Origin of the sequence: Erythrobacter colymbi (assembly GCF_002155685.1) — a bacterium.
GTDB lineage: Bacteria > Pseudomonadota > Alphaproteobacteria > Sphingomonadales > Sphingomonadaceae > Erythrobacter > Erythrobacter colymbi.
The window spans coordinates 53968-75886 of sequence record NZ_MUYK01000012.1; the positions used below are offsets into that span (position 1 = coordinate 53968).

General features: G+C 60.1%; 17 protein-coding genes. 5 read left to right on the forward strand and 12 right to left on the reverse strand.

Annotated elements, in window-relative coordinates:
* Nucleotides 1-9 precede the first annotated feature (9 nt).
* The 5 genes from BZF57_RS16485 (at nt 10) to BZF57_RS16500 (ending at nt 11189) form a co-directional block, all read left to right on the forward strand.
* Nucleotides 10-3513 carry a helicase-related protein gene (locus BZF57_RS16485; RefSeq protein ID WP_086740036.1) on the forward strand — a complete coding sequence of 1168 codons (3504 nt, stop codon included), beginning with the start codon at nt 10-12 and terminating at the stop codon, nt 3511-3513.
* On the forward strand, nt 3510-3983 hold the full coding sequence (locus BZF57_RS20885; RefSeq protein WP_143738536.1) for a hypothetical protein: 474 nt from the start codon (nt 3510-3512) through the stop codon (nt 3981-3983). The genes BZF57_RS16485 and BZF57_RS20885 overlap by 4 nt, the downstream gene beginning before the upstream one ends.
* A complete protein-coding gene (locus BZF57_RS16490; protein WP_086740038.1) occupies nt 3973-6789 on the forward strand; it encodes a DUF1156 domain-containing protein in 2817 nt (938 codons plus the stop codon). The genes BZF57_RS20885 and BZF57_RS16490 overlap by 11 nt, the downstream gene beginning before the upstream one ends.
* A gap of 11 nt (nt 6790-6800) precedes the next feature.
* Entirely contained in the window at nt 6801-10094 is a 3294-nt protein-coding gene (locus tag BZF57_RS16495) for a DUF499 domain-containing protein (protein ID WP_066690799.1), read from the forward strand.
* A gap of 198 nt (nt 10095-10292) precedes the next feature.
* Nucleotides 10293-11189, forward strand: a complete 897-nt coding sequence (locus tag BZF57_RS16500; protein ID WP_086740040.1) for a LysR family transcriptional regulator — start codon at nt 10293-10295, stop codon at nt 11187-11189.
* Here the strand turns inward: BZF57_RS16500 and BZF57_RS16505 are convergent.
* From BZF57_RS16505 to BZF57_RS16560, 12 genes are all read right to left on the reverse strand, one after another.
* Nucleotides 11177-11404, reverse strand: a complete 228-nt coding sequence (locus tag BZF57_RS16505) for a DUF2274 domain-containing protein (protein ID WP_086740042.1) — start codon at nt 11402-11404, stop codon at nt 11177-11179. The two genes, BZF57_RS16500 and BZF57_RS16505, sit on opposite strands and share 13 nt — an antisense overlap.
* Nucleotides 11401-12597 carry a TraB/TrbI/VirB10 family type IV secretion system protein gene (locus tag BZF57_RS16510; protein ID WP_240506022.1) on the reverse strand — a complete coding sequence of 399 codons (1197 nt, stop codon included), beginning with the start codon at nt 12595-12597 and terminating at the stop codon, nt 11401-11403. Before BZF57_RS16510 ends, BZF57_RS16505 begins: the two co-directional genes overlap by 4 nt.
* 83 nt (nt 12598-12680) lie before the next feature.
* Nucleotides 12681-13592: a P-type conjugative transfer protein TrbG gene (gene trbG / locus BZF57_RS16515; RefSeq protein ID WP_086740046.1), complete on the reverse strand. Its 912-nt coding sequence runs from the start codon at nt 13590-13592 to the stop codon at nt 12681-12683.
* Nucleotides 13589-14272, reverse strand: a complete 684-nt coding sequence (gene trbF / locus BZF57_RS16520) for a conjugal transfer protein TrbF (protein ID WP_086740084.1) — start codon at nt 14270-14272, stop codon at nt 13589-13591. The genes trbG and trbF overlap by 4 nt, the downstream gene beginning before the upstream one ends.
* Before the next feature lie 22 nt (nt 14273-14294).
* Nucleotides 14295-15569 carry a P-type conjugative transfer protein TrbL gene (trbL, locus tag BZF57_RS16525; RefSeq protein ID WP_066690787.1) on the reverse strand — a complete coding sequence of 425 codons (1275 nt, stop codon included), beginning with the start codon at nt 15567-15569 and terminating at the stop codon, nt 14295-14297.
* Nucleotides 15566-15820 carry a putative entry exclusion protein TrbK-alt gene (trbK-alt, locus tag BZF57_RS16530; RefSeq protein ID WP_086740048.1) on the reverse strand — a complete coding sequence of 85 codons (255 nt, stop codon included), beginning with the start codon at nt 15818-15820 and terminating at the stop codon, nt 15566-15568. Before trbK-alt ends, trbL begins: the two co-directional genes overlap by 4 nt.
* 1 nt (nt 15821) lies before the next feature.
* Nucleotides 15822-16511, reverse strand: coding sequence for a P-type conjugative transfer protein TrbJ (gene trbJ / locus BZF57_RS16535; RefSeq protein WP_420810220.1), 690 nt, complete (start codon nt 16509-16511; stop codon nt 15822-15824).
* A gap of 26 nt (nt 16512-16537) precedes the next feature.
* Nucleotides 16538-18994, reverse strand: a complete 2457-nt coding sequence (gene trbE, locus BZF57_RS16540; RefSeq protein WP_086740052.1) for a conjugal transfer protein TrbE — start codon at nt 18992-18994, stop codon at nt 16538-16540.
* The gene (locus tag BZF57_RS16545; RefSeq protein WP_086740054.1) at nt 18991-19260 is read right to left on the reverse strand and encodes a VirB3 family type IV secretion system protein; all 270 of its coding nucleotides are present in this window, start codon (nt 19258-19260) and stop codon (nt 18991-18993) included. The genes trbE and BZF57_RS16545 overlap by 4 nt, the downstream gene beginning before the upstream one ends.
* Nucleotides 19260-19592 carry a TrbC/VirB2 family type IV secretion system protein gene (locus BZF57_RS16550; protein ID WP_066690780.1) on the reverse strand — a complete coding sequence of 111 codons (333 nt, stop codon included), beginning with the start codon at nt 19590-19592 and terminating at the stop codon, nt 19260-19262. Before BZF57_RS16550 ends, BZF57_RS16545 begins: the two co-directional genes overlap by 1 nt.
* The gene (gene trbB, locus BZF57_RS16555) at nt 19589-20524 is read right to left on the reverse strand and encodes a P-type conjugative transfer ATPase TrbB (RefSeq protein WP_420810221.1); all 936 of its coding nucleotides are present in this window, start codon (nt 20522-20524) and stop codon (nt 19589-19591) included. The genes BZF57_RS16550 and trbB overlap by 4 nt, the downstream gene beginning before the upstream one ends.
* A 237-nt stretch (nt 20525-20761) precedes the next feature.
* Nucleotides 20762-21772, reverse strand: coding sequence for a hypothetical protein (locus BZF57_RS16560; RefSeq protein WP_086740059.1), 1011 nt, complete (start codon nt 21770-21772; stop codon nt 20762-20764).
* Nucleotides 21773-21919: the final 147 nt, after the last annotated feature.

Here is a 21919-nt window from a genome sequence, read left to right on the forward strand (position 1 = left end):
GTAGTGCCGATGGGGGCGAAGCTCGAAGAGATCAAGAACGGTGCATCGGTGCGCGGCATTGCCTCGAACCAGCCCGTTCATGTCATTTCGGTCGACTGGATCGGCGATCAGGCGATCAATGTCGTGTACCGTGATCATAACGGCACCGTTGCCGAGTCTGTCCTCTACCGGGATGACGAACATCGCCTAGAGGTAGAGCAGAATGGCCGTCCCTGGTCGTTCGATGCCGACGGTGCGCTTCTGCGTCTGGTGACCGAAGCGAACCGGATCAAGCTGGCGCATTATTTCGACCCCTATCTTGCCATCCACACCAGCATGGTCGACCCGCTGCCGCACCAGATTTCGGCGGTCTATGGCGAGATGCTGCCGCGTCAGCCGCTGCGCTTCCTGCTCGCCGACGATCCCGGGGCTGGCAAGACGATCATGGCCGGGCTGCTGATCAAGGAGTTGATCGCGCGCAGCGATCTTGAGCGCTGCCTGATCGTTGCGCCTGGCAGTCTGGTCGAGCAGTGGCAGGACGAACTCGGTCAGAAGTTCAACCTCGAATTCGACATTTTGACCCGGGACATGATCGAGACCTCGCGCTCGGGCAATCCGTTCACGGACCGCGATCGGCTGATCGTCCGGCTCGATGTCCTCGCCCGCAACGAGGATTTGCAGGAGAAGTTGATGAGCGCCCGCGAGTGGGACCTCATCATCTGCGACGAAGCCCATCGCATGTCGGCAAGCTACTTCGGCGGCGATGTCAAATACACCCGACGCTATCAGGTTGGGCAGAAGCTGGGTCAGGTCTGCCGTCACCTGCTGCTGATGTCTGCGACGCCGCATAACGGCAAGGAGGAGGATTTTCAGCTGTTCATGGCACTGCTCGATGGTGACCGGTTCGAGGGCCGGTTCCGCGACGGTGTGCATTATGCCGACACGGCCGACATGATGCGGCGACTGACCAAGGAAGAGCTGCTGCGCTTTGATGGTCGCCCGCTGTTCCCGGAGCGCCGGGCCTATACGGTCAAGTATGAACTCTCCGAGGGTGAGGCTGCGCTCTATACGGCGGTCACCGACTATGTGCGCACCGAGATGAACCGGGTCCAGCGCTTCGCCGAAGGGGATGGTAAGAAGCGCAACAATGTCGGCTTCGCGCTCCAGATCCTGCAACGACGGCTCGCATCATCTCCGGCTGCGATCTACCAGTCGCTGAAGCGTCGCCGCGAGCGCCTCGAGACAGAACTGGGCGAAGCGCGCCTCGCCAACGCTGGTCGCCGGGCAGACATCGCGGTGCCGAAGGTCAATCCCGACATGCTCGGCAATATCGACGAATATGGTCAGGATGAGATCGACGAGCTCGAAGACCTGATCTCGACCGGCGCAACGACCGCGGAGACGGTCGAACAGCTGGCGCTCGAAGTCGAGACGCTCAAAGGTCTGGAATCGATGGCGCTGGGGGTGCTGCGCTCGGGCGTCGACACCAAATGGAGCCAGCTCAACCGGATTCTCGATGACGATCTGATGGTCGATGCGGTTGGCAATCGGCGCAAGCTGATCATTTTCACCGAGCCCAAGGACACGCTCAATTACCTGCTCGACAAGGTTCGGGCACGGATTGGCAATGCCGAGGCCGTCGACGTGATCCATGGCGGGGTCTCGCGTGAGGAACGCCGCAAGGTGGTCGAGCGGTTCATGCAGGACAAGGACATGCTGGTCCTGATCGCCAACGATGCAGCGGGCGAAGGTGTCAACCTCCAGCGCGGCCATCTCATGGTCAATTACGACCTGCCGTGGAATCCCAACAAGATCGAGCAGCGGTTCGGGCGCATCCATCGCATCGGCCAGACCGAGGTCTGCCACCTCTGGAGTCTGGTTGCAGCTGACACCCGCGAAGGCGAGGTCTATGCGCGCCTCCTTGAAAAGCTGGAGGCGGCACGCGAAGCGCTGGGCGGACGCGTCTATGACGTGCTGGGCGAACTGTTCGAGGGCACCGCGCTCAAGGATCTGCTGTTCCAGGCGATCCAGTATGGTGAGCAGGAAGGGGTCAAGGCGCGGCTGTTCCAGCAGGTCGATGGCGCCGTCGATCAGACCCATCTGCTTGAGCTGCTGCGCCGGCGCGCGCTGACGAACGACACGATGCCGGAAGCGCGGGTCGAAGAACTCCGCCTGGAAATGGAACGCGCCGAGGCGCTGCGGTTGCAGCCGCACCATATCCAGAGCTTCTTCGTCGAGGCGTTCCAGCATCTGGGCGGCCGCATCAAACGGCGCGAAAAGGGACGCTGGGAAATCACCCACGTCCCGGTCCGTATCCGCGAGCGGGATCGCCAGATCGGAACCGGCGCACCGATCCAGAAGCAGTATGAGCGGATCTGTTTCGAGAAGGACAAGATCAATCAGCAGCCCGTGGCGGCGTTCGTATGTCCCGGCCATCCGCTGCTTGAAGCGGTCATCAGTCTGATCCGCGAGCAATATGAGCAGATCATGCGCCAAGGCGCGATTCTGGTCGACGACACCGACACTGGGGAGGCATTGTCGGCTGTTTTCCTCCTCGAACACAGCGTGCAGGATGCCAGGCTGACCAGCCTCGGCAAACCGCATACCCTGTCGCAGAAGCTGCAGTTCGCCGCGATCGACAAGGCTGGCAATGCCACCAATGCAGGGATTGCACCGCACCTGAACTTGCGCCCGGCCACGCCTGACGAAATCGCTGCGGTGCGCAGCCACCTTGATGAAAGCTGGCTGACCACGGATCTGGAAAAGACGGCGATCCGCTTCGCGACGGTCGAACTGGCGCAGCATCATGTTGCTGAGGTGAAGGCGCGGCGCCTGCCAGAGATCGACAAGGTTGAGCAGGAGGTCCGCGCCCGGCTCAAGAAGGAAATCAATTTCTGGGATTCGCGTGCCTTCGAGCTCAAGGAGGAGGAGAAGGCCGGCAAGAAGACCCGGCTCAACTGGCAGAACGCGCAGCGCCGCGCCGAAGATCTGGCTGAGCGCCAGAAGCGGCGGATGGACCAACTCGAGAAGGAACGGTTCATTTCATCGCAGCCACCGCGGGTTCGTGGCGGCATGGTGGTGATCCCGCGCGGGCTGCTCGACGCCCAGAACGCAGCGCCCATCGGCAACCATTTCTCGGAAGATCCCGCAGCGCGCCGGGCCATCGAGCTGGCCGCGATGGAGGCGGTGATGGCAGCGGAGCGGGCTCTCGGTAACACCCCGACCGACGTTTCGATGCAGAAGATCGGCTATGACATTGCCTCGCACGATCCAACCACGGGTCATCTGCGCTTCATCGAGGTCAAGGGCCGGATCGATGGCGCGGATAGCGTGATGATCACCCGGCAGGAAATCATCACCTCGCTGCATGAGCCGGAGAAGTTCATCCTGGCAGTGGTGCCGGTCAGCAACGGCTATGCCCATGAGCCGCGCTACATTCTCGGCCCGCTTGTCGAGCGTGAGCCATCGTTCCTCGAAACCGCCATCCAATTCCATCTTCCACGCCTACTCGAGCGAGCGGAGGCGCCGCAATGATTTCAGAAAATCATCGAGAAAATGAACAGCTCGACTACAGTTCTATAGCAAATAAGTCTGTAGTTTACTCGTTTTTCAGTAAGTGGGAATCTCTTCTCCGCTCGGGAAAAGTTAAGTTATTTTTCAGAAAACGCTGCCCCGCGCATTTACCACCGCGCGTTTATTTTTACATAGGATCACCAAAAAAGCAGTTGATCGGTAGCGCCGCAGTGACTCGCATTGATCGAATATCAAAGGATGACGCACTGTCGTTAGCTCATCATGGATGCATATCGGGTGATGAACTTTCAGACTATATCGGAATGAGTAAATCTGTCGCGGCCTTGTGGATCGACGACTTGGATTTTTTTCGCCATCCGCTGTCAGCAAATCAGATCATGGATGAAATAGGTTTGTCTCCTCCGCAAAATTTCCAAAAAATCTCGACCGAATCCGAAATCCTAATCAGAAAGCTGATCGATGCCGCGTAAAAAGCTGATCGAAGTTGCCCTACCGCTAGAAGCAATAAACGCGGCTTCCGCAAGAGAGAAGTCCATCCGCCATGGGCATCCATCCACCTTGCATCTGTGGTGGGCGCGCCGACCATTAGCCGCTTGTAGAGCAGTGCTATTTTCACAGCTTGTTGATGATCCATCTAGCCGTCCCGATTTGTTCGCTACGCATGACGCGCAAGAAGAGGAGCGGAAGCGATTATTCGGGATCATTGAAGAGCTCGTGGAATGGGAAAACTCAACCAACGAGGAGGTGCTTGAGCGCGCCCGCGCGGAAATCCTCAAGAGCTGTGACGGCAAAATGCCGCCCATATATGATCCGTTTTCAGGCGGTGGTTCGATTCCGCTCGAGGCTCAGCGCCTCGGGTTGCCAGCATATGGCTCCGATCTCAATCCTGTCGCCGTTATGATCGGCAAAGCCATGATCGAGATTCCCCCGAAGTTCAAGGACCGGCCTCCGGTACATCCGGGCCCAAGGGATCGGCAGTTCTACAGAAACGCCGATGGTCTCGCGGAAGATGTCCAATACTACGGAGAGTGGCTACGCGACAAAGCTTGGGAACGGATAGGCCACATCTATCCTAAAGTGCAGCTGGCACCTGAGTTTGGAGGTGGTGAGGCTACCGTCATTGCTTGGATTTGGTCCCGCACCGTGCCCAGCCCGGACCCGGCTTTTGCCCACGTTCAAGTGCCAATTGCATCGAGTTTCGTGCTGAGTTCAAAACCAGGCAAGGAGGCCTGGGTTGAACCGCTGGTCGATAAGGCTGGAGGCACTATCACCTATAGGATTCGGAAGGGCGGAACAAAGGATGAATTAGCCGCTGCGGCGAAAGGAACGAAATCTGGCCGGGGAAATTTCCTGTGCCTGCTGTCTGGAGCGGCAATCTCAGCCGAATATGTGCGCTCACATGCTGTAGAAGGCCGGATGGGAGAAACCTTGATTGCTGTAGTCGCAGAAGGGAGGGCTGGCCGCGCATACGCAGCACCGGACGAGACACAAATTGCCGCCGCTGTGGCATCCGAATGTTCAGCGATAGCGCAAGTTGCCCGAGAGACCTTTCTTGCCGGCGCCACTCCTGAAAAACTGACTGGCGGGACGTGCTATGGTTACGGCTTGGATAGCTGGGGCAAGATTTTCACAGATCGGCAACTAACAGCATTGTGCACTTTCAGCGATCTCGTAGCCGAAGTCCGAACGATAATCGAGAAAGATGCTACGATCTCATTGGAAAACGAAAGCAGTACACCTTTGCGAGCCGGCGGCCTGGGAGCATCGGCATATGCTGATGCTGTCAGCATTTATCTCGGTTTTCTAGTAGGACAACTGGCCAATCATAGTTCGACGATTTGCGGCTGGAACAGCCCCAACCAGCAGATGCGCTCAACTTTTTCTCGCCAAGCGCTTCCAATGACTTGGGATTTCGCTGAAGTTAATCCATTCAGCGAGTCTAGCGGAAGCTATTACAATCTATTCACACGGCAGGTAAAGGGATTTGAGACACTAGGCAATGGGATTGCAAACGAAACATCAATAGAGCAGATGGACGCTCAGAACGTTGAATATCCGGTTGATGTCGTAGTTTCTACAGATCCGCCATATTACGATAATATTGCGTATGCAGATCTTTCCGATTTCTTTTTCGTTTGGATGAAGAGGTCATTGCGTGCGGTATACCCCGACTTATTCAATATACTGGCAACACCAAAAGCAGATGAGTTAGTCGCAGTGGCCTACCGGCATGGAGGTAGAAGCGAGGCAGAAAATTTCTTCTTAAATGGCATGAGTGCCGCCATTTCAAAAATGGCGTCCGCCAGCTCTTCTGAATATCCAACGGCAATATACTACGCTTTTAAACAAAGCGAGATAGAGCAGGAAGGCATTGCATCTACAGGTTGGGCTACCTTCGTTCAGTCTATAATTGAAGCTGGCTACTCGGTTGTTGGTACTTGGCCGATGCGCACTGAAAAGCCGGGCAGAATGGTTGCTGTCGGGACGAATGCACTCGCAAATTCGGTTGTTCTGGTCTGTCGTAAGAAGCAGATCAATGCAGAAACTGTTACAAGAGCTGAATTCATTCGTGCCCTCAAACGTGAACTTCCCCCGGCCATTGCTGAACTGCAGGCAGCGAACATCGCGCCAGCCGATATGCCGCAATCAGCCATTGGCCCCGGCATGGGCGTGTTCTCGCGTTACCAGGCCGTGCTGGAGTCGGACGACAATCCGATGAGCGTGAAAACTGCGTTGCAACTCATCAATCGTGAATTGGACGAGTACCTCGGCGGAATCCAAGGAGAGTTTGATCCCGATACGCGCTTTGCAATCTCTTGGTTTGAACAGCATGGAAATGGCAGAGGTGATTACGGTGCCGCTGACAACCTTGCCCGCGCTCGAGGTATCTCTGTTGACAGCGTTAGGCACGCCGGCATTGTCGAAAGCTCCGCCGGCAAAGTCCGCATTCTTTCGCGTGACGAGCTGGAGGAGGATTGGGATCCCGAAGACGACCGTCACTTGACTGTATGGGAGTGCCTCCAGCACCTCGTCCGATTGCACGAGAAGGACGGTATCTCGCACGACACCGCCGTGCTGCTCAAGAAGCTCAACACCCAGGCCGAGGCGATCAAGGATCTGGCGTACTGCCTCTACGATATCTGCGCCAACAAGCGAAAGGATGCCAAGGAAGCGACCGCCTATAACGGGCTCATCGCCGATTGGACCGAGCTTACCCGCCAGGCAGCCGCTGTCCACGACACGCGCCGTGACGGCCAGATGCGCTTCGACGTCTAAAGGGAACGACCATGGCAAAAAGTACCCGCCAGTATGTGTTCGAAGGCATGGAACTGTTGCCTTCCGCGTTGATACCGTTCGTGGAAAAGCGCCTGGAAAGCTCGATCAAGGGCCATTGGCAGCTAGAAGTGGTCCAGCGCGTTCAAGGGCTGCGCCCCAATTCGAAGGGCGACGTGGGCTGGGACCAGCAAGGGCTCCTCAAGACGATGATGGCTTTCTGGAAGGACGCCTTCGCCACGGTGCTGGGGCATCCCGAGCGCTCGTATGTGTCTGAGCTGCTCGATGTCCGAAACAAGCTCTCGCACAACGAGACCTTCACCTACGACGATGCCGACCGCGCCCTCGACTCCATGCGCCGCCTCATGGAATCGATCAGCGCAGGCGATGCGGCTGAGCAGCTCAGTCGGATGCGTGACACAATTCTGCGCACCAAGTTCACCGAGCTTCAGCGCAACGAGGAGCGGCGTAAGACCCAGCGGCTGGAGATTTCGGTCGAAACGGTCGCCGGTCTCAAACCGTGGCGTGAAGTCGTCGAGCCGCACCAGGATGTGGCGACCGGCGAGTTCCAGCAGGCGGAGTTCGCCGCAGATCTCGCCAAGGTCCATTCGGGCAGCGCTCCCGCAGAGTATCGCGACCCGAAGCAGTTCTTCAGCCGTACCTACCTGACGGAGGGCTTGAGCACTCTTCTGGTCGGCGCAGCCAAGCGCTTGTCCGGAACCGGCGGCGACCCGGTGGTTGAACTGCAAACCAACTTCGGCGGCGGCAAGACCCACTCGATGCTGGCGCTCTACCACATGGCAGGCACGACACCGGTGCAGGACCTGTCTGGCCTCGACCAGCTGCTTGAGACCAACGGCCTGACGGTGCCCAGTGGCATCAACCGGGCTGTCCTCGTCGGCACGTCGCGTGGCCCGCAGGACGTGCTCAATGCTGATGGCGGCCGGAAGATCAGGACCACCTGGGGCGATCTTGCCTGGCAGTTGGGCGGTGCCGACGCTTTCGACATGGTTGCGGAGAATGACGCGACCGGGATCGCACCCGGCTCGAACCTTCTTGAAGCGATCTTCAAGAAGTGCGCCCCATGCCTCATCCTGATCGACGAATGGGTCGCCTACTTGCGCCAGATCTACAAGGTCGAGGGGCTGCCATCCGGGTCTTTCGATGCCAATCTGTCGTTCGTTCAGGCGTTGACCGAGGCGGTCAAGGCCAGCCCGGGTACGCTGCTGGTCGCTTCCTTGCCAGCGTCGCAGATCGAGGTCGGCGGCGAAGGCGGCCAGGAGGCCTTGGCCCGTCTGAAGCAGACGTTCAGCCGTGTCGAATCCTCATGGCGACCCGCCAGCCAGGAGGAGAGCTACGAGATTGTACGTCGGCGCCTGTTCAAGGAAATCCCCGGCGACCGCTTCCACCACCGTGACAACACGTTGAAGCAGTTTGCGAAGCTATACCGCGAAAACGCCAACGATTTTCCGCAGGGCTGCGCCGATGAAGATTATCGGCGCAAGCTGGAGAAGGCATACCCGATCCATCCGGAACTGTTCGATCAGCTCTACACCAGCTGGGGATCGCTTGAAAAATTCCAGCGCACCCGCGGTGTGCTCCGATTGATGGCGCAGGCCATTCACGAATTGTGGATGAGCGGCGATCCCTCAGTCATGATCATGCCGGGCAGTGTCGCCATCAATTCGCCGCGCGTGGAACCCGAACTGCTGCATTATCTTGATGTCAGCTGGCAATCGATCATTGCTGGCGACGTCGATGGCACCGCTTCGACCCCATACAAGATCGACCAATCTGCGCCTAACCTCAACCGCTACTCGGCAACCCGCCGTGTCGCCCGCGCCATCTTCATGGGCACGGCACCTACTCACCAGCAACAGAACACGGGTCTCGACGACAAGCAGATCAACCTCGGCGTCGTTCAGCCGGGCGAGCGGCCAGCCATTTTTGGCGACGCATTGCGGCGCCTGACCAATCAGGCCAAGTTCATGCACTCGGACCTCGGGCGCTACTGGTATTCGATGGCGGCCAGTCTGAATCGCATTGCGACGGACCGAGCGGCTCAGATCGAAGCAGCGTTGGTCGATGTGACGATCGACGCAGAGCTGACCAAGTACGTCAATGCGCTGCCCGATCGAGGACATTTCGACGCCGTGCAGGTTGCACCGGCAGGGTCGGCCGAGGTGCCGGATGAGGCCGGTGGAGTCCGGGCGGTGGTCTTGGGTGTAGCGCATCCGCATAATGGCCGGGAAGGCTCGGAAGCGTTGGTTGAAGCCAAGGAAATCCTGATGCAGCGCGGCAGCACGCCGCGCGTGTACCGGAATATGCTGGTATTCATCGCAGCCGATGCAAAGCAGCTCGACAACCTCAAGGACGCTGTTCGCGCATCTCTCGCATGGAATGAAATCGTTCGGGATACGGATCGCCTCAACCTCACACAGAGCGATAGCGCTCTGGCCAAGGCAAAGCTCGCCGAAGCCAACGAAACGGTGAAGACGCGGCTCAAGGAAGCGTGGTGTTACCTTCACTATCCGGCGCAGGAAAGTGCGCAGGCAGACCTTGAATGGGTCTCCGGAAAGATCCCCGCCCAAGACGGATTGCTTGCTCGCGCCAGCAAGAAGCTGATCGGCGAAGAAGGGCTGTTGACCGAACTCGGCCCGACGCGGCTTGATAGGGACCTGCAGAAATACATCTGGAACGACCGGCCCCACCTGCAACTGCGGGATCTGCGCGAATACCTCAACCGCTACATCTACCTGCCCCGTCTCAAGAATCAGGACGTGCTGATCAGGTCTGTGCAGTCCGCAGTGAGTGGGATGCTGCCTGGGCCATTTGCTTATGCGGAGCGCTGGGAAGAATCGACAGGCAGGTATCTTGGTCTGGCGATTGATCACGCCAGCAATGCGATGATCGTCATCGACGGCGATAGCGTCATCATCAGGCCTGAAGTTGCTGAAGCGCACCGACCGGCACCTTCGCAACCCACCGAACCCCAACCGGGAACACCGGAGACCGGCAACCCCGCCGAACCGGGGAGTCAGACGCCGGGTCAGGAACCGACCCCGCCTGTCGAGCGCAATCCGACCCGGTTCAGTGGCACGGTCATGATCTCACCAGATCGCCCCGCCCGTGACATGCACCAGATCGTCGAAGCCATAGTCGAGCAATTAACGACGCTCCAAGGCAGCAAGGTGACTCTGCGGCTCGAGATTGAAGCAGAAGTGCCCGCCGGCCTCGATCGGGCCAAGGTTCGCACACTCATCGAAAATGCCAATACCCTTGGCTTCGCGGAAAAATCTGTCGAGTGACGCAAGCTCGAATTTCTTACAGTGTGGCCCAGATACTTCTCCAAATTGGAGAGATATCTGGGCAGATCTCTGAACTGTAAAATCTGTGCTTAAGTCCTCGTTTCAATGCACTACATTGTTGATGGCGAATTTTTTCATTGAACTCGAATGCTGAACTTGGCTCAATTGGCATAAGGGACCGAGTTTGGGGGCGGATGCATGACGATCGAGGTTCGGCAGCTGCGCTACGCAGTGCTGACGGCAGACATGAGCAGTTTGTCCCGGGCTGCGGCGGCGCTCAACATGCGACAGGCGACGCTCAGCCAACGGGTAACGCAGCTTGAGGATCAGCTGGGGATCAAGCTCTTCACTCGGTCTACGCGCGGCGCTGAGCCGACCGAAATGGGCAAGGTATTCATCGAATCCGCCCGGCGTATCATCACCGATATCGACAATCTGCAAACCACGGCGCGGGCGGTCAGTTACGGCGAACAAGGTCGGCTCGCGGTTGGCTACAGTTCGTCCCTGATGGCCGGAAACCTCAAGCACACCTTCTCGGATTACCTGGTGCGGTTTCCCGACGTTCAATTCGATGGCGTCGAAGCGGGTCCCGAGCGCCTGCTCCATCGCTTGCAAGCCCGGACGATCGATGTCGCGGTGGCTCCGACAGGTATGGAAGAGGCCGGGATACGGTCGCGACGGGTCTGGTCGGATCGTCTGATGGTGACTCTGCTCGACGGTCATCGCTTGTTGCAGAACGAACGCATCTATTGGTCTGACCTGCGGCGCGAAGTGTTTGTCGTCCCCGGCAGTGGGGTTGGCCCTATCATTTCAAACCTGCTGGCCGCGCGCCTGACCGAGCAAGGCTACCGCCCCAATATCATTGTCCAGGATACAAGCCTGGAAAGCGTCCTCAGCATCGTGTCGGTCGGGCGTTTCATCACGGTCGCAACCGAAGCTTCGCAGGGCGTGACATGGCCCGGGCTCAATTTCCGGGAAATCCATGATCAAGGTGGAACGGCCCGCCTAGAGTTTTCGGTCTACTGGCGCGAGGACAATGAAAATCCCGCGCTGCAACGCTTCTTCACGCTCATCAACGAGCGCTACCCCGCCTGAGAATTTCGACGCCCTTTCGCGAAGCCCCGGTCGGTGGCGATGAACCGCTCCAGCATGGGCGGGACAAGCCTTTCGACCGTGGGCGCACCCTTGGGATCTCCCCCGTTCACCGCAAGGGCATAGGCGATAAGATCCCGATGTAGCCGCGCTGGCAGCTCGAGTGTCAGGCGTACAGGCTTTTCGTCGGCAAGATCGGTCAGTTTGAGCCGGGTCATCGCGCTTCTCCCGTCTGGAAGGGCTCAAGGATCAGGTCACGCGTGACAATGATCCGGAGAGCAAACCCCGGACGCACGGTAAGGGTGGGTGGAACATTGAGCTGCCGCTGCACCACCTGCCGCCCCGTCTGGTTGACGGTATCCTGTGTGCCGTAGCGCAGTGCCCGGACAAGATCGCTCTCATCACTGGCGACCAGTTCCGTGCCCGCGCCGAGCAGCGTTGAGATCAGGGCAGCCTTAAGCATGTTGCCCCAGTGGAAGTTGGTGCGATCCTGAAGGCCGGCCATACCTGCGACATCTGCACCGGGGAGCCGGTCGAGCAGGATCGAGTGCCCACCCGGGAGGATGAGCCTGTCCCAGGCCAGCAGTACGCGGTTTTGCCCGGACGCGACGTCGCTGTCGTACTCACCGATCAGACGCGCCCCTTGCGGAATCAGCAGGATGCGTCCGGTGGGGCTGTCGTAGACATTCTGCGTGACCTGCGCCGTGATCTGGCCAGGAAGATCCGAGCGAATTCCCGTGATCAACGCAGCGGGAATGATGCTTCCTGCCTGCACGACATTGGGAGACCCAAGCCGCATAATGCGCTCGGGGCTCTCTGTCCTACGATCCGCCCTTCGCTCCAAAAATGAACGGCGACTGGTCGACGGTGAGGCAGGAGCGGCCTGAGCCGCCTCACCGGCGGAATTGGCAATCGCAGGTATTGCGTTAGGAGCCGCATCGGCTCGATTCTCGCTCGCCCGTGTGCCCCCTGCCAGAAATAGCTGACTCGTGCGCGCGCTGTCGCGCTCCTGCACGGCCCGTTCCCGCGCTTGCTCCGCAGCTATCTGCCTTGGATCGGACGTTGGTGTGTCATTGGCTGGCGGTCCGATTGGGGGAATCGGGACATTTTGACCACCCTGTTGTGCAGCGACGATTGGCCTACCCAGATCACCTGGTAGCGGAGGCCCTAGTTTAGGGACATCGCTATAGTTGGCTGGCGCGCCGGTCACCTGATCAGCGCGGTTCCGGCTGTTTGTATCGAAGAGGTTTTCTGGCGGTACAGGCGACTTGGGCTGAAGGGCATAGATGAGCGAACCGCCAATGGCGACACTGGCAGCCACGCCGAGCGTGGCAAGAGCCTTTCGCGATAGCCGCATTACGCGTGGCGGCTCTCCGCCAAGGCGAAAGCCGTCGGGGCTGGTCGGCGCCATTGGGGCTTCTGCTTCCGGCCTTTCATGCAAATCCTCGAGCAGCTCGTCGGCAGATGGCTGATGATGAACCTGGGAGGATGTGATCATGCCCGCCCCCTGCTGCGGGGAATTTCGCGTACGATGCGAACCTGACTTGCGTTGCGGCCGGCACCGAGCCGCAGCTCGGCTTTATCGAATAGCCGGTCTACGACCATGTAGCGCCCTCGCACCCGATAGTTGACGAGTTCCGCCGAACCGTCTGCGCCGATTACGAAGAGGGGTGGCATATCACCGTTCGCGATGCTCGCGGGGAACTCGATGAAGACCTGGCGTCCGTCATCAAAGACCCGCAATGGTCGCCATTGCGGCCGGTCACCAGACATGCGGTAGTCAAAGCTAAGCGCTGAAAAGTCGATTCCTGCCGCAACCGGGGCGCTGCGTTCGACCTCGGCCTCAGCGCTGCGCAGAGCAATGAGGGCATCCTGCGGATAGGTCCAGGAGACGGCTGCCATATAGGTGGACGTCGTAGCGCTCAGTTCGAGGTGATAGGTACGACGATTGGTGTTGATGACCAGATTGGTGCTGATATCGGCCCGCGTCGGCTTCACCAAAATGTGGACGCGGCGCGTAAGGCCGGTGCCGCTCACTGTATCTCCGATGATCCAGCGGACTGTATCGCCCGATGCCACCGGCCCCGGCCCCACAAGCTCCTCGCCTTCTTGAAGCATGATATTCGTGACATGCCCCGGTGAGGTGTAGATCTGAAACAGCGCGCCTTCAGCATAGGCATATTGCTGGATCGCATTGAAATAGCTTGTCCGCTCCGGCTGCACGCGCGCCGCAGCGTTTGCGCGACCGATACGTGTTCGCGGGTCTGTAGGTTCGGCAGTGGGCGGCGGCGTCTGCGCAAAAGACCGAACGGGAGACCCGCTGGCAATGACAGGGACAGCTATGCTTCCGAGAGCGGTTACCGACAATATAAGCGTCAGACGCAGCGCGCGCGAATGGGGGATCATTGGCTAAGCTCCTTTGACCAGTTGATGGCGTTGACAAACAGGCCGAGCGGATTCTTGCGCAGGGCGTCAGGTGTGCGTGGCGGCTGCACGACCGTGGTAAGAATGGCGGACCACCGTGTGGTTTCGATCAGCGCCCCGTCTTGATAGCGCCTCTCGGTCCATGCGACGCGGAAGCTATCGTTCGAGGCACGGATGACGCTTGAGACATCCACTGCGACCTGCACCTTGCCGACTTGGGCGAAAGGATCGTTGCCACGCGCATAGTCATTGAGAGCCTGTGCGCCGCGGTCAGTGGTGAAGTCGTAGGCTCTGAGCCAGTCCTGCCGGAGCACAATGGGATCGGCCGGAATGGAGCGCACCTGCTCGATGAAGCGGGCGAGGTGAAAAGCCATTTGGGGATCGGTTGGACGAAAATCGGCGTCTGCCGGAGCAATGGCCTGAGCCTGTCCCAACTTGTCGACTTCGACCACCCATGGGGTGATTGTGCCGCGTGCGGATTGCCAGACTAGACCTCCCGCAAGTCCACCCGAAAGCGCAAGGCAGCCAAAGAATGCCAGGCGCCAGTTTTTCGCCTGGACGCGTGCGGAGCCAATACGATCGTCCCACACCTGCGCTGCGCGCTGATAGGGAGTGACGGGTTCGGGACTTGTCCCGTAGCGGATGGATGGACGTCGAAACATGGTGATGTCCTCGTGGATGATTTCAGCTCTTGTCGGTGATGTCGGGGCCTGAGCCGCTGCCATGGCTGTCGCCGCCCTTCAGCGTGTGCGTGGCAATGGAGGCGCCTTGGCCCATGGTCTGCCGGCGCCGCATTGCTGTTGCCCAAGCCGGTGGACCGTCAGGCGTCGCTGTTCCGTCTTTGGGGGCGTCAGCCTTCGCCGAGGCATAGTTGGCCTTGAGGCTATTGGCTGCGCGCTTGAGCGGCGAGGTTGCAGCGTCGGCGGCCGATTTCGCGACGTTGGCAAAACCCGATGCCGCTGCGGCCCCGCCAGTCTTGCCGGCGGCGCCTGCTGCGTAGGCGCGCGAGGCACCACCCGCGGCGCGAGCGCCTCCAGTGGCAGCTCCTGCCATGGCCGATCCGGCGGCACCCGCAGCAAGCTTGGCGCCCGCGATACCACCAGCCAATGTAGCACCTGCAGCAATCACCGTTCCTGCCGCCGCGCCTGCGCCGAGCTGCGGGCCACCGGCAACGATGCCGTTAGCGATGCTGGGACCAAAAATGCCGAGGCCGAGCAGTGTCAATGCAGCCAGAGCAATGGCCATGACCTGCTGGATGTCAGGTTCGGCGCCAAGCCCGGCGTTGATGAACTGCGCAAAAAGAGTGGTGCCGATGCCGGTGATGACGGCCAGCACGAGGACCTTGATCCCCGACGAAATGATATGCCCAAGAACGCGCTCTGCCATGAAGGCGGTGCGTCCAAAGAAGGCAAACGGTAGCAGGACGAAGCCTGCAAGCGTGACCAGCTTGAACTCGATGATCGTGACGAAGACCTGGATTGCCAGCACGAAGAAGGCGATTACGACGATCACCCAGGCAATCAGCAGGATGAGGATCTGCACGAAGTTTGTGAAGAGCCCTACCGGTCCGACGAGGTCTGCGGTCGCATCGATCAGAGGCTGTCCGGCATCAAGCCCGGTGGCGGCGACGACACCGGGGCGCATGAAATCGCCAATCGCCATGCCACTGCCGCTGGCCTGGAGGCCGAGACCGGCAAAGCTCTGGAGCATGATCCCGGCGAGGTTCGAGAAGTTGCCGATGATGAATGCGAAAGTGCCGATATAGAGCGTCTTCTTGATCAGACGCTGCAGGACATCCTCGTCCGTGCCCCAAGCCCAGAACAAGGCCGCCAGCGTGACGTCGATCACGATCAGGGTCGATGACAGGAACCCCACCTCGCCGCCCAGCAGGCCAAAGCCACTGTCGATATATTGGATGAAGACCGCCAGGAACTGATCGATCACGCCGGTGTCATTCATCGGTGACCATCCCTTCCATGGAAAAATCGCTGGCGTTCGGCATCCCAGACGGCGTCGCACCCAGATTCCGGCATGGTGATTGTCCGACAGCGCCTGAGTTCGGCGGCATGAGGGTCGGGCGACGTTGCCTCGTCAGCGACAAGGACGGTCGTCGTTGGCACCACTGGCGACCGCGTTTCCGAAGCAATCGCGATCGCCATGAGGAGCCCGCCAAGTGCTGCGGCCGCCGCCAACTTGACCGACCGGCTCATGTCAGTTGCGGGTCCGGAAGCGGCGGAAGCGCTCGCGTCCTTCAGCCTCAGTCGCTGCACTGCGGGCAGATTCCAGTGCCTGTGCGCGGCTATGCGCCGCGATGGCCGCTGTCAGATCGGCAAGCTGCTGGGTCTGCAACGCGAGCAGCTGATTTCCCGCCTGTGCTGCCTGAAGAGCGCCTGTTGCCGACTGGCTGGCACCAACAAGCGTCGTGATGGTGCTGCGGGTCGCGCCGAGATTGCCGACGATCCCGGCCTGAACCTTCATGGCATCTTCAAACGCGCCGACGCTGTCCTGCCAGCGGGCATCGGCATTGGCGACCATCTGAGCCTGCCCCGCTGACAGGGCTGCGCCCTTGTAGCGACCGTTGAACACCTGCTGGACGTCGGTCACATCGTAGGCGATCCGCTGCGCCTGGTTGAGCAACTGCCTTGTCTGATCGACCTGTTGCTGGAGCGTCTGGATCGTCGAAACCGGCAAGCTTGCGAGATTGCGCGCTTCGTTGATCAAGCTGGTCGCCTGATTCTGGATCTGCTGGATCTGGTTGTTGATCTGCTGCAGCGTCCGGGCTGCGGTCAGCACGTTTTGCGCGTAGTTGCTGGGATCATAGACAATCCCGCCGAACTGGGCCTGCGCTGGCGCGGCGATCATGGTGCCTGCCACCAGCGAGGTGGCGATTGCCGTCGCCATGAGGGTGCGGCGTAGGACGGGAATTTTCATGGGAGGATTTCCTTTCCGTTGAGTGCGGGCGGCGGGGGAGGAAGCAGTTCGGCCGCCCATGCGAGGCTGCGATGCCGGAGCCAGGCCGCCGCAAAGCCGTCGCGGCCATGGGCAGCGACAAATTCGGCAATGCGGAGCTGGTCGGATTTGGAGGATGTCGCGCTGAAGGCGAGTGCGACCTCGCCAAGGCCAAGTTCGAACAGGCGATTGCCGCGCCGTGACTGGCAGTAATAATCGCGCTTCGGCGTGGCCCGGCTCAGGATCTCGATTTGCCGGTCATTCAGTCCAAACCGCTCATACACCTTGGCAATCTGGGGTTCGGCGGCCCGCTCGTTAGGCAGAAATATCCGCGTCGGGCAGCTCTCGATGATGGCCGGCGCGATGGCCGAGGTCTCGATGTCGGCAAGGCTTTGCGTGGCGAAGATGACGCTGGCATTCTTCTTGCGCAGCGTCTTCAGCCATTCGCGCAGCTGTGCGGCGAAGGCCGGGCTATCGAGCACCAGCCAGCCCTCATCGATGATGATCATGGTTGGCGAGCCGTCGAGCCGACCCTCGATCCGGTGAAACAGATAGGCGAGAACAGCTGCAGCCGACGACGCGCCGATTAGACCCTCGGTCTCGAACGCCTGGACCGGGGCCTCACCAAGACGTTCCTGCTCGGCATCAAGCAGCCTGCCCCAAGGGCCTCCGACGAGGTAGGGCGACAGCGCCTGTTTCAGCTCCTGCGATTGCAGCAGCACGGCTAGTCCGGTCAGGGTGCGTTCGGGCGGCGGGGCGGACGCAAGTGACGTCAGCGCCGACCAGAGATGCTCCTTTGCCGCCGGGTCAACATGCACGCCTTCGCCCGCGAACATCGCTGCCAGCCATTCCGCAGCCCAGGCGCGCTCACCCGGATTGTCGATGCGGGCGAGCGGTTGAAGCGCGACGGCCGTATTGTCATCCTCATCTGCGCTGAGGGCACCGCCCAGGTCCTGCCAATCGCCGCCCATTCCAAGTGCTGCGGCCCGGATGGAACCGCCGAAGTCGAAGGCGAAGATTTGCGAGCCGGGGTAGCGCCGGAATTGCAGCGCCATCAGCGCCAGCAGCACCGATTTCCCGGCCCCTGTCGGGCCAACAATCAGGCTGTGGCCGACATCGCCGACATGAAGGGAAAGGCGGAACGGGGTCGAGCCTTCGGTCTTGCCGTAAAGCAAGGGGGCGTCACCGAAATGCTCGTCCCGTTCCGCTCCCGCCCATACCGCTGACAGGGGGATCAGGTGGGCGAGATTGAGCGTGGAAATGGGGGGCTGGCGGACATTGGCGTAGACATGACCGGGGAGCGATCCCAGCCACGCCTCGATCGCGTTCATGCCCTCGATCGTGCAGGTGAAATCGCGGCCCTGGATGACCTTCTCGACCAAGCGAAGCTTCTCGGCAGCAAGCGCCGGATCGCGGTCCCAAACGGTGACCGTTGCCGTAACGTAGGCAATGCCGGCATGGTCGGCGCCGAGTTCCTGAAGCGCCATGTCAGCGTCGGCAGCCTTGTTCGAAGCGTCCGAATCCATGAGTACCGATTGCTCGTTGGTCATCACCTCCTTGAGAATGGCGGCGACCGATTTGCGCTTGGCGAACCATTGGCGGCGGATTTTTGCCAGCAGCTTGGTTGCATCGGTCTTGTCGAGCATGATCGCACGGGTCGACCACCGGTATGGAAATGCCTGCCGGTTGAGTTCGTCGAGCAGTCCGGGAAATGTTGCGGTCGGGAAGCCGGTAATGGTGAGCGTGCGCAGATGGGCTTGCCCCAGCTTTGGTTCGAGACCGCCGGTCAGCGGCTCGTCGGTCAGCAAGGCGTCGAGATAGACGGGCGTTTCGGGAACGCGGACATGCTGGATTTTGGTTGAAACAGTGCTATGAAGATAGGTCAGCGTCGCGCGATCATCGAGCCAGCCGGCATCGGGCATGAAGCCCTCGACAAGGTGCAGTACGCGGTCCGTTCGATCGACGAAGGACTTAACCAGCTCGTTTGGGTCAACACCCGTCGCCGCCTTGCCCTCGTAGAGCCAGCTTTCGGCGCGGGCCGCATCCTCCGGCGGTGGCATCCACAGCAGGGTGAGGTAGTAGCCGCTCTCAAAGTGCGCTCCCTCTTCGCGAAACTGCTCACGACGCTCCATGTCGACCAGGGCCGAAACGGGATCGGGGAAATTGCTGTGCGGGTAAGCCTGTGCGGGGATACGCTGCGCTTCGACGAACACGGCCCATCCCGAGCCCAGTCGCCTCAGGGCATTATTGAGGCGTGATGTCACGGCTACCAGCTCAGCGGGCGTGGCGCTGTCGAGATCCGGACCGCGAAAGCGCGCCGTGCGCTGAAACGATCCATCCTTGTTGAGCACCACGCCCGGCCCCACCAGTGCGACCCAGGGGAGGAAGTCGGCCAGACTGGCGGATTTGGCGCGGTATTCGCGGAGCGACATCATGGCCGCACCCACGTTGGATATTTGAGGTGACGGCGCGCGACATCGACGAACTGGGGATCACGCCGGGCCGCCCAGACAGCGAGTGCGTGTCCGATTGCCCATATCGCGAGGCCCGCGATCCACAGCCGCAAGCCGAGGCCAATCGCGCCCGCCAACGTACCATTGACGATTGCCAGAGCACGAGGGGCACCGCCGAGCAGAATCGGCTCTGCCAGCGCGCGGTGGACCGGCGCGTAGAAACCCAAGATATCGTCAGCCGGTGGCATCAGATGAGCGCCCCGCCGCCAAAGCTGAAGAAGCTGAGGAAGAAGCTCGATGCGGCAAAGGCGATCGAGAGGCCGAAAACGATCTGGATCAGCCGGCGAAAGCCGCCGGACGTATCGCCGAACGCCAGGCTGAGGCCGGTGACGATGATGATGATCACCGCGACAATCTTGGCGACCGGCCCTTCGATGCTTTCAAGGATCGATTGCAGTGGTGCTTCCCACGGCATCGACGATCCACCAGCAAGGGCCGGGGTGGAAGTGGCCACCGCAACAAATGCTGCGGCAGCGGCGAGCGAAGCACGAGTGGTGCCACGCCGGAGCGCACGGGTCATAGGAGGTCTCCTTGAGTTTGGGTGGCGGGGATCAGGCGATAATCGCCGGTGACAGGGTCGAGCCCGTCGACGCGGGCCAGTTCGGCGAGACGTCGCCCCGTGCCCTCGCGCACCAGCACGGCGACGAGGTTGATAGTCTCGGCAATCAGGGCGCGCGGAACGGTGACGACTGCTTCCTGGATCAATTGCTCCATCCGCCGAAGTGCGCCCATGGCGCTTCCGGCATGGATCGTTCCGATCCCGCCAGGGTGGCCAGTGCCCCAGGCTTTGAGCAGATCGAGCGCCTCGGCGCCGCGCACTTCGCCAATCGGGATCCGGTCAGGGCGCAGACGGAGGCTGGATCGAACCAGGTCGGATAGCGAAGCCACGCCATCTTTTGTCCGCATTGCCACGAGGTTTGGCGCGCGACATTGCAGCTCGCGGGTGTCTTCGATGAGCACGACTCTATCGGTGGTTCTGGCCACCTCGGCGAGTAGAGCATTGGTCAGGGTGGTTTTGCCGGTGCCGGTTCCGCCCGCGACGAGGATGTTGAGGCGGTCAGCCACGCCGGAGCGAAGCGTTGCGGCCTCTTGAACGGACATGATCCCGGCACCGACATAGTCTTCGAGCAGAAACACTGCGATGGCGGGCTTGCGGATCGCGAAGGTTGGTGCGGCTACCACCGGTGGCAGAAGGCCTTCAAACCTCTCCCCGCTTTCCGGCAGCTCGGCCGACACGCGGGGAGCATCGCTGTGGACTTCGGCCCCGACATGATGAGCGACCAAGCGGATTATGCGCTCCCCATCGGCAGCCGTTAGCCGGTCACCGCTGTCCGAGAGACCCATACCCAAACGGTCGACCCAGAGCCGCCCATCGGGATTGAGCATGATCTCGATGACCTGCGGATCGGCAAGCCAGGTTGAGATCGATGCACCCATCGCGGTGCGCAGCATGCGTGCGCCGCGTGAACGTGCCTCGATTTTGACTGGCTCAATGCCCATCGGATACCCCGCCTTGGGAGCGGGACAAGTTCGTCCTGCTCGACGGGGACGATTAAGAGACGCAGAAAAGGGGCAGATTCAACAAGGATTTAGCATCATCGTAGTGGGGCGCAGAAAAACAGGGATGAGCGTAGATTGCGACCTGTAGGAGCCGTCGACGCTGCGACGCTTACGCCGGGGATTTAATGGTTAGGCCAATACAACCTTGCGGTTCGGTGCTGGCGTTAGGTGGAAGCGGCGCAGCTTGATTCCGAGTTCTGCTAAGCAGAGATCCATCCCCTCTGGCAGGTCCCCTTCTGGCAGGACCAGTGTCCGATTGACTTCTGCGCCTTCGCGGACTGAGTGGGCTAAGAGTTGACCGATACCTGTGTAGAGAGACTGGCGCCCGCAATCCGTTTTGACCTCATAAATTTCGGTCATCCTGCTTCCGATTTTCACCATGAGGTCGATAAGCAGACTGTTTACGACCACTTCATTTTCTGCGGCCATTGCCTGGCGTTCATCACGAAGCGCCCTCACAACATCGCCGTGGTAAGAAAAATAATCGAACTCGGGGCGTCGCCGTCCTTTCCGGCGGCCTGAAGCTTCATCTCTGAATTTATCCCATTCAGCGATCTTCTTACGAGCAGCGACGTTATCAAGGTCTCCTCGCTTCACGGCGTCCTTGAATTCACGGACGGTGCAGACGAAGGTCCAGATGCGGCCAGCCAGATCGGGATCATCTACCCGACCGATGACGATCCCTGATCTTGGCTCGCCTGTCGTTCGTTCGACATCCTCTAGGACACTGTCTGACCAACTCATGAAAGCACCGCGTCCAACGCCCTTTTTCCCGCCCCCCACGCTTCCATCGTGCATGAGATAGGTGGCGCCCGTTGATGGGTCGTGAGCGAAGAAACCTGCGACAGATGCGGAATTCGTAGTGGTCGGGACGTTAATCTCGACGGTAATCATCTGGGTATGGCGCTTGCTGTCATAGACTCCGAAGGCATTCCAGCGCCTCGGTATTTTGGCATCATTGGCATGCGAGAACGCTGCCCACAAAGTGCCGTCACCGTTGGCATACATAGTTTCGTCGAGATTTCCGCTGGGAAAGCCGATGTTGCGCTTTCCGATGCACTGCAAAGATCTAGTCAGGACGTCTTCCATAGCCTTCTGGGCTGCGTCTTTCGCCTTTTTGTCTTCCACCAGTACGAGCATGCATCACCAATTTCTGGAATTTCCGGCCATATGAAGCATGAATATATGTGCCGGGCAGCAGAAAATGTCAGGCAACATTTTTGCAGGGGCACTGCCGGCGCGCGTATGTGACGGCATTAACTCTCGTGATGATGTTGTGGGCTTAAA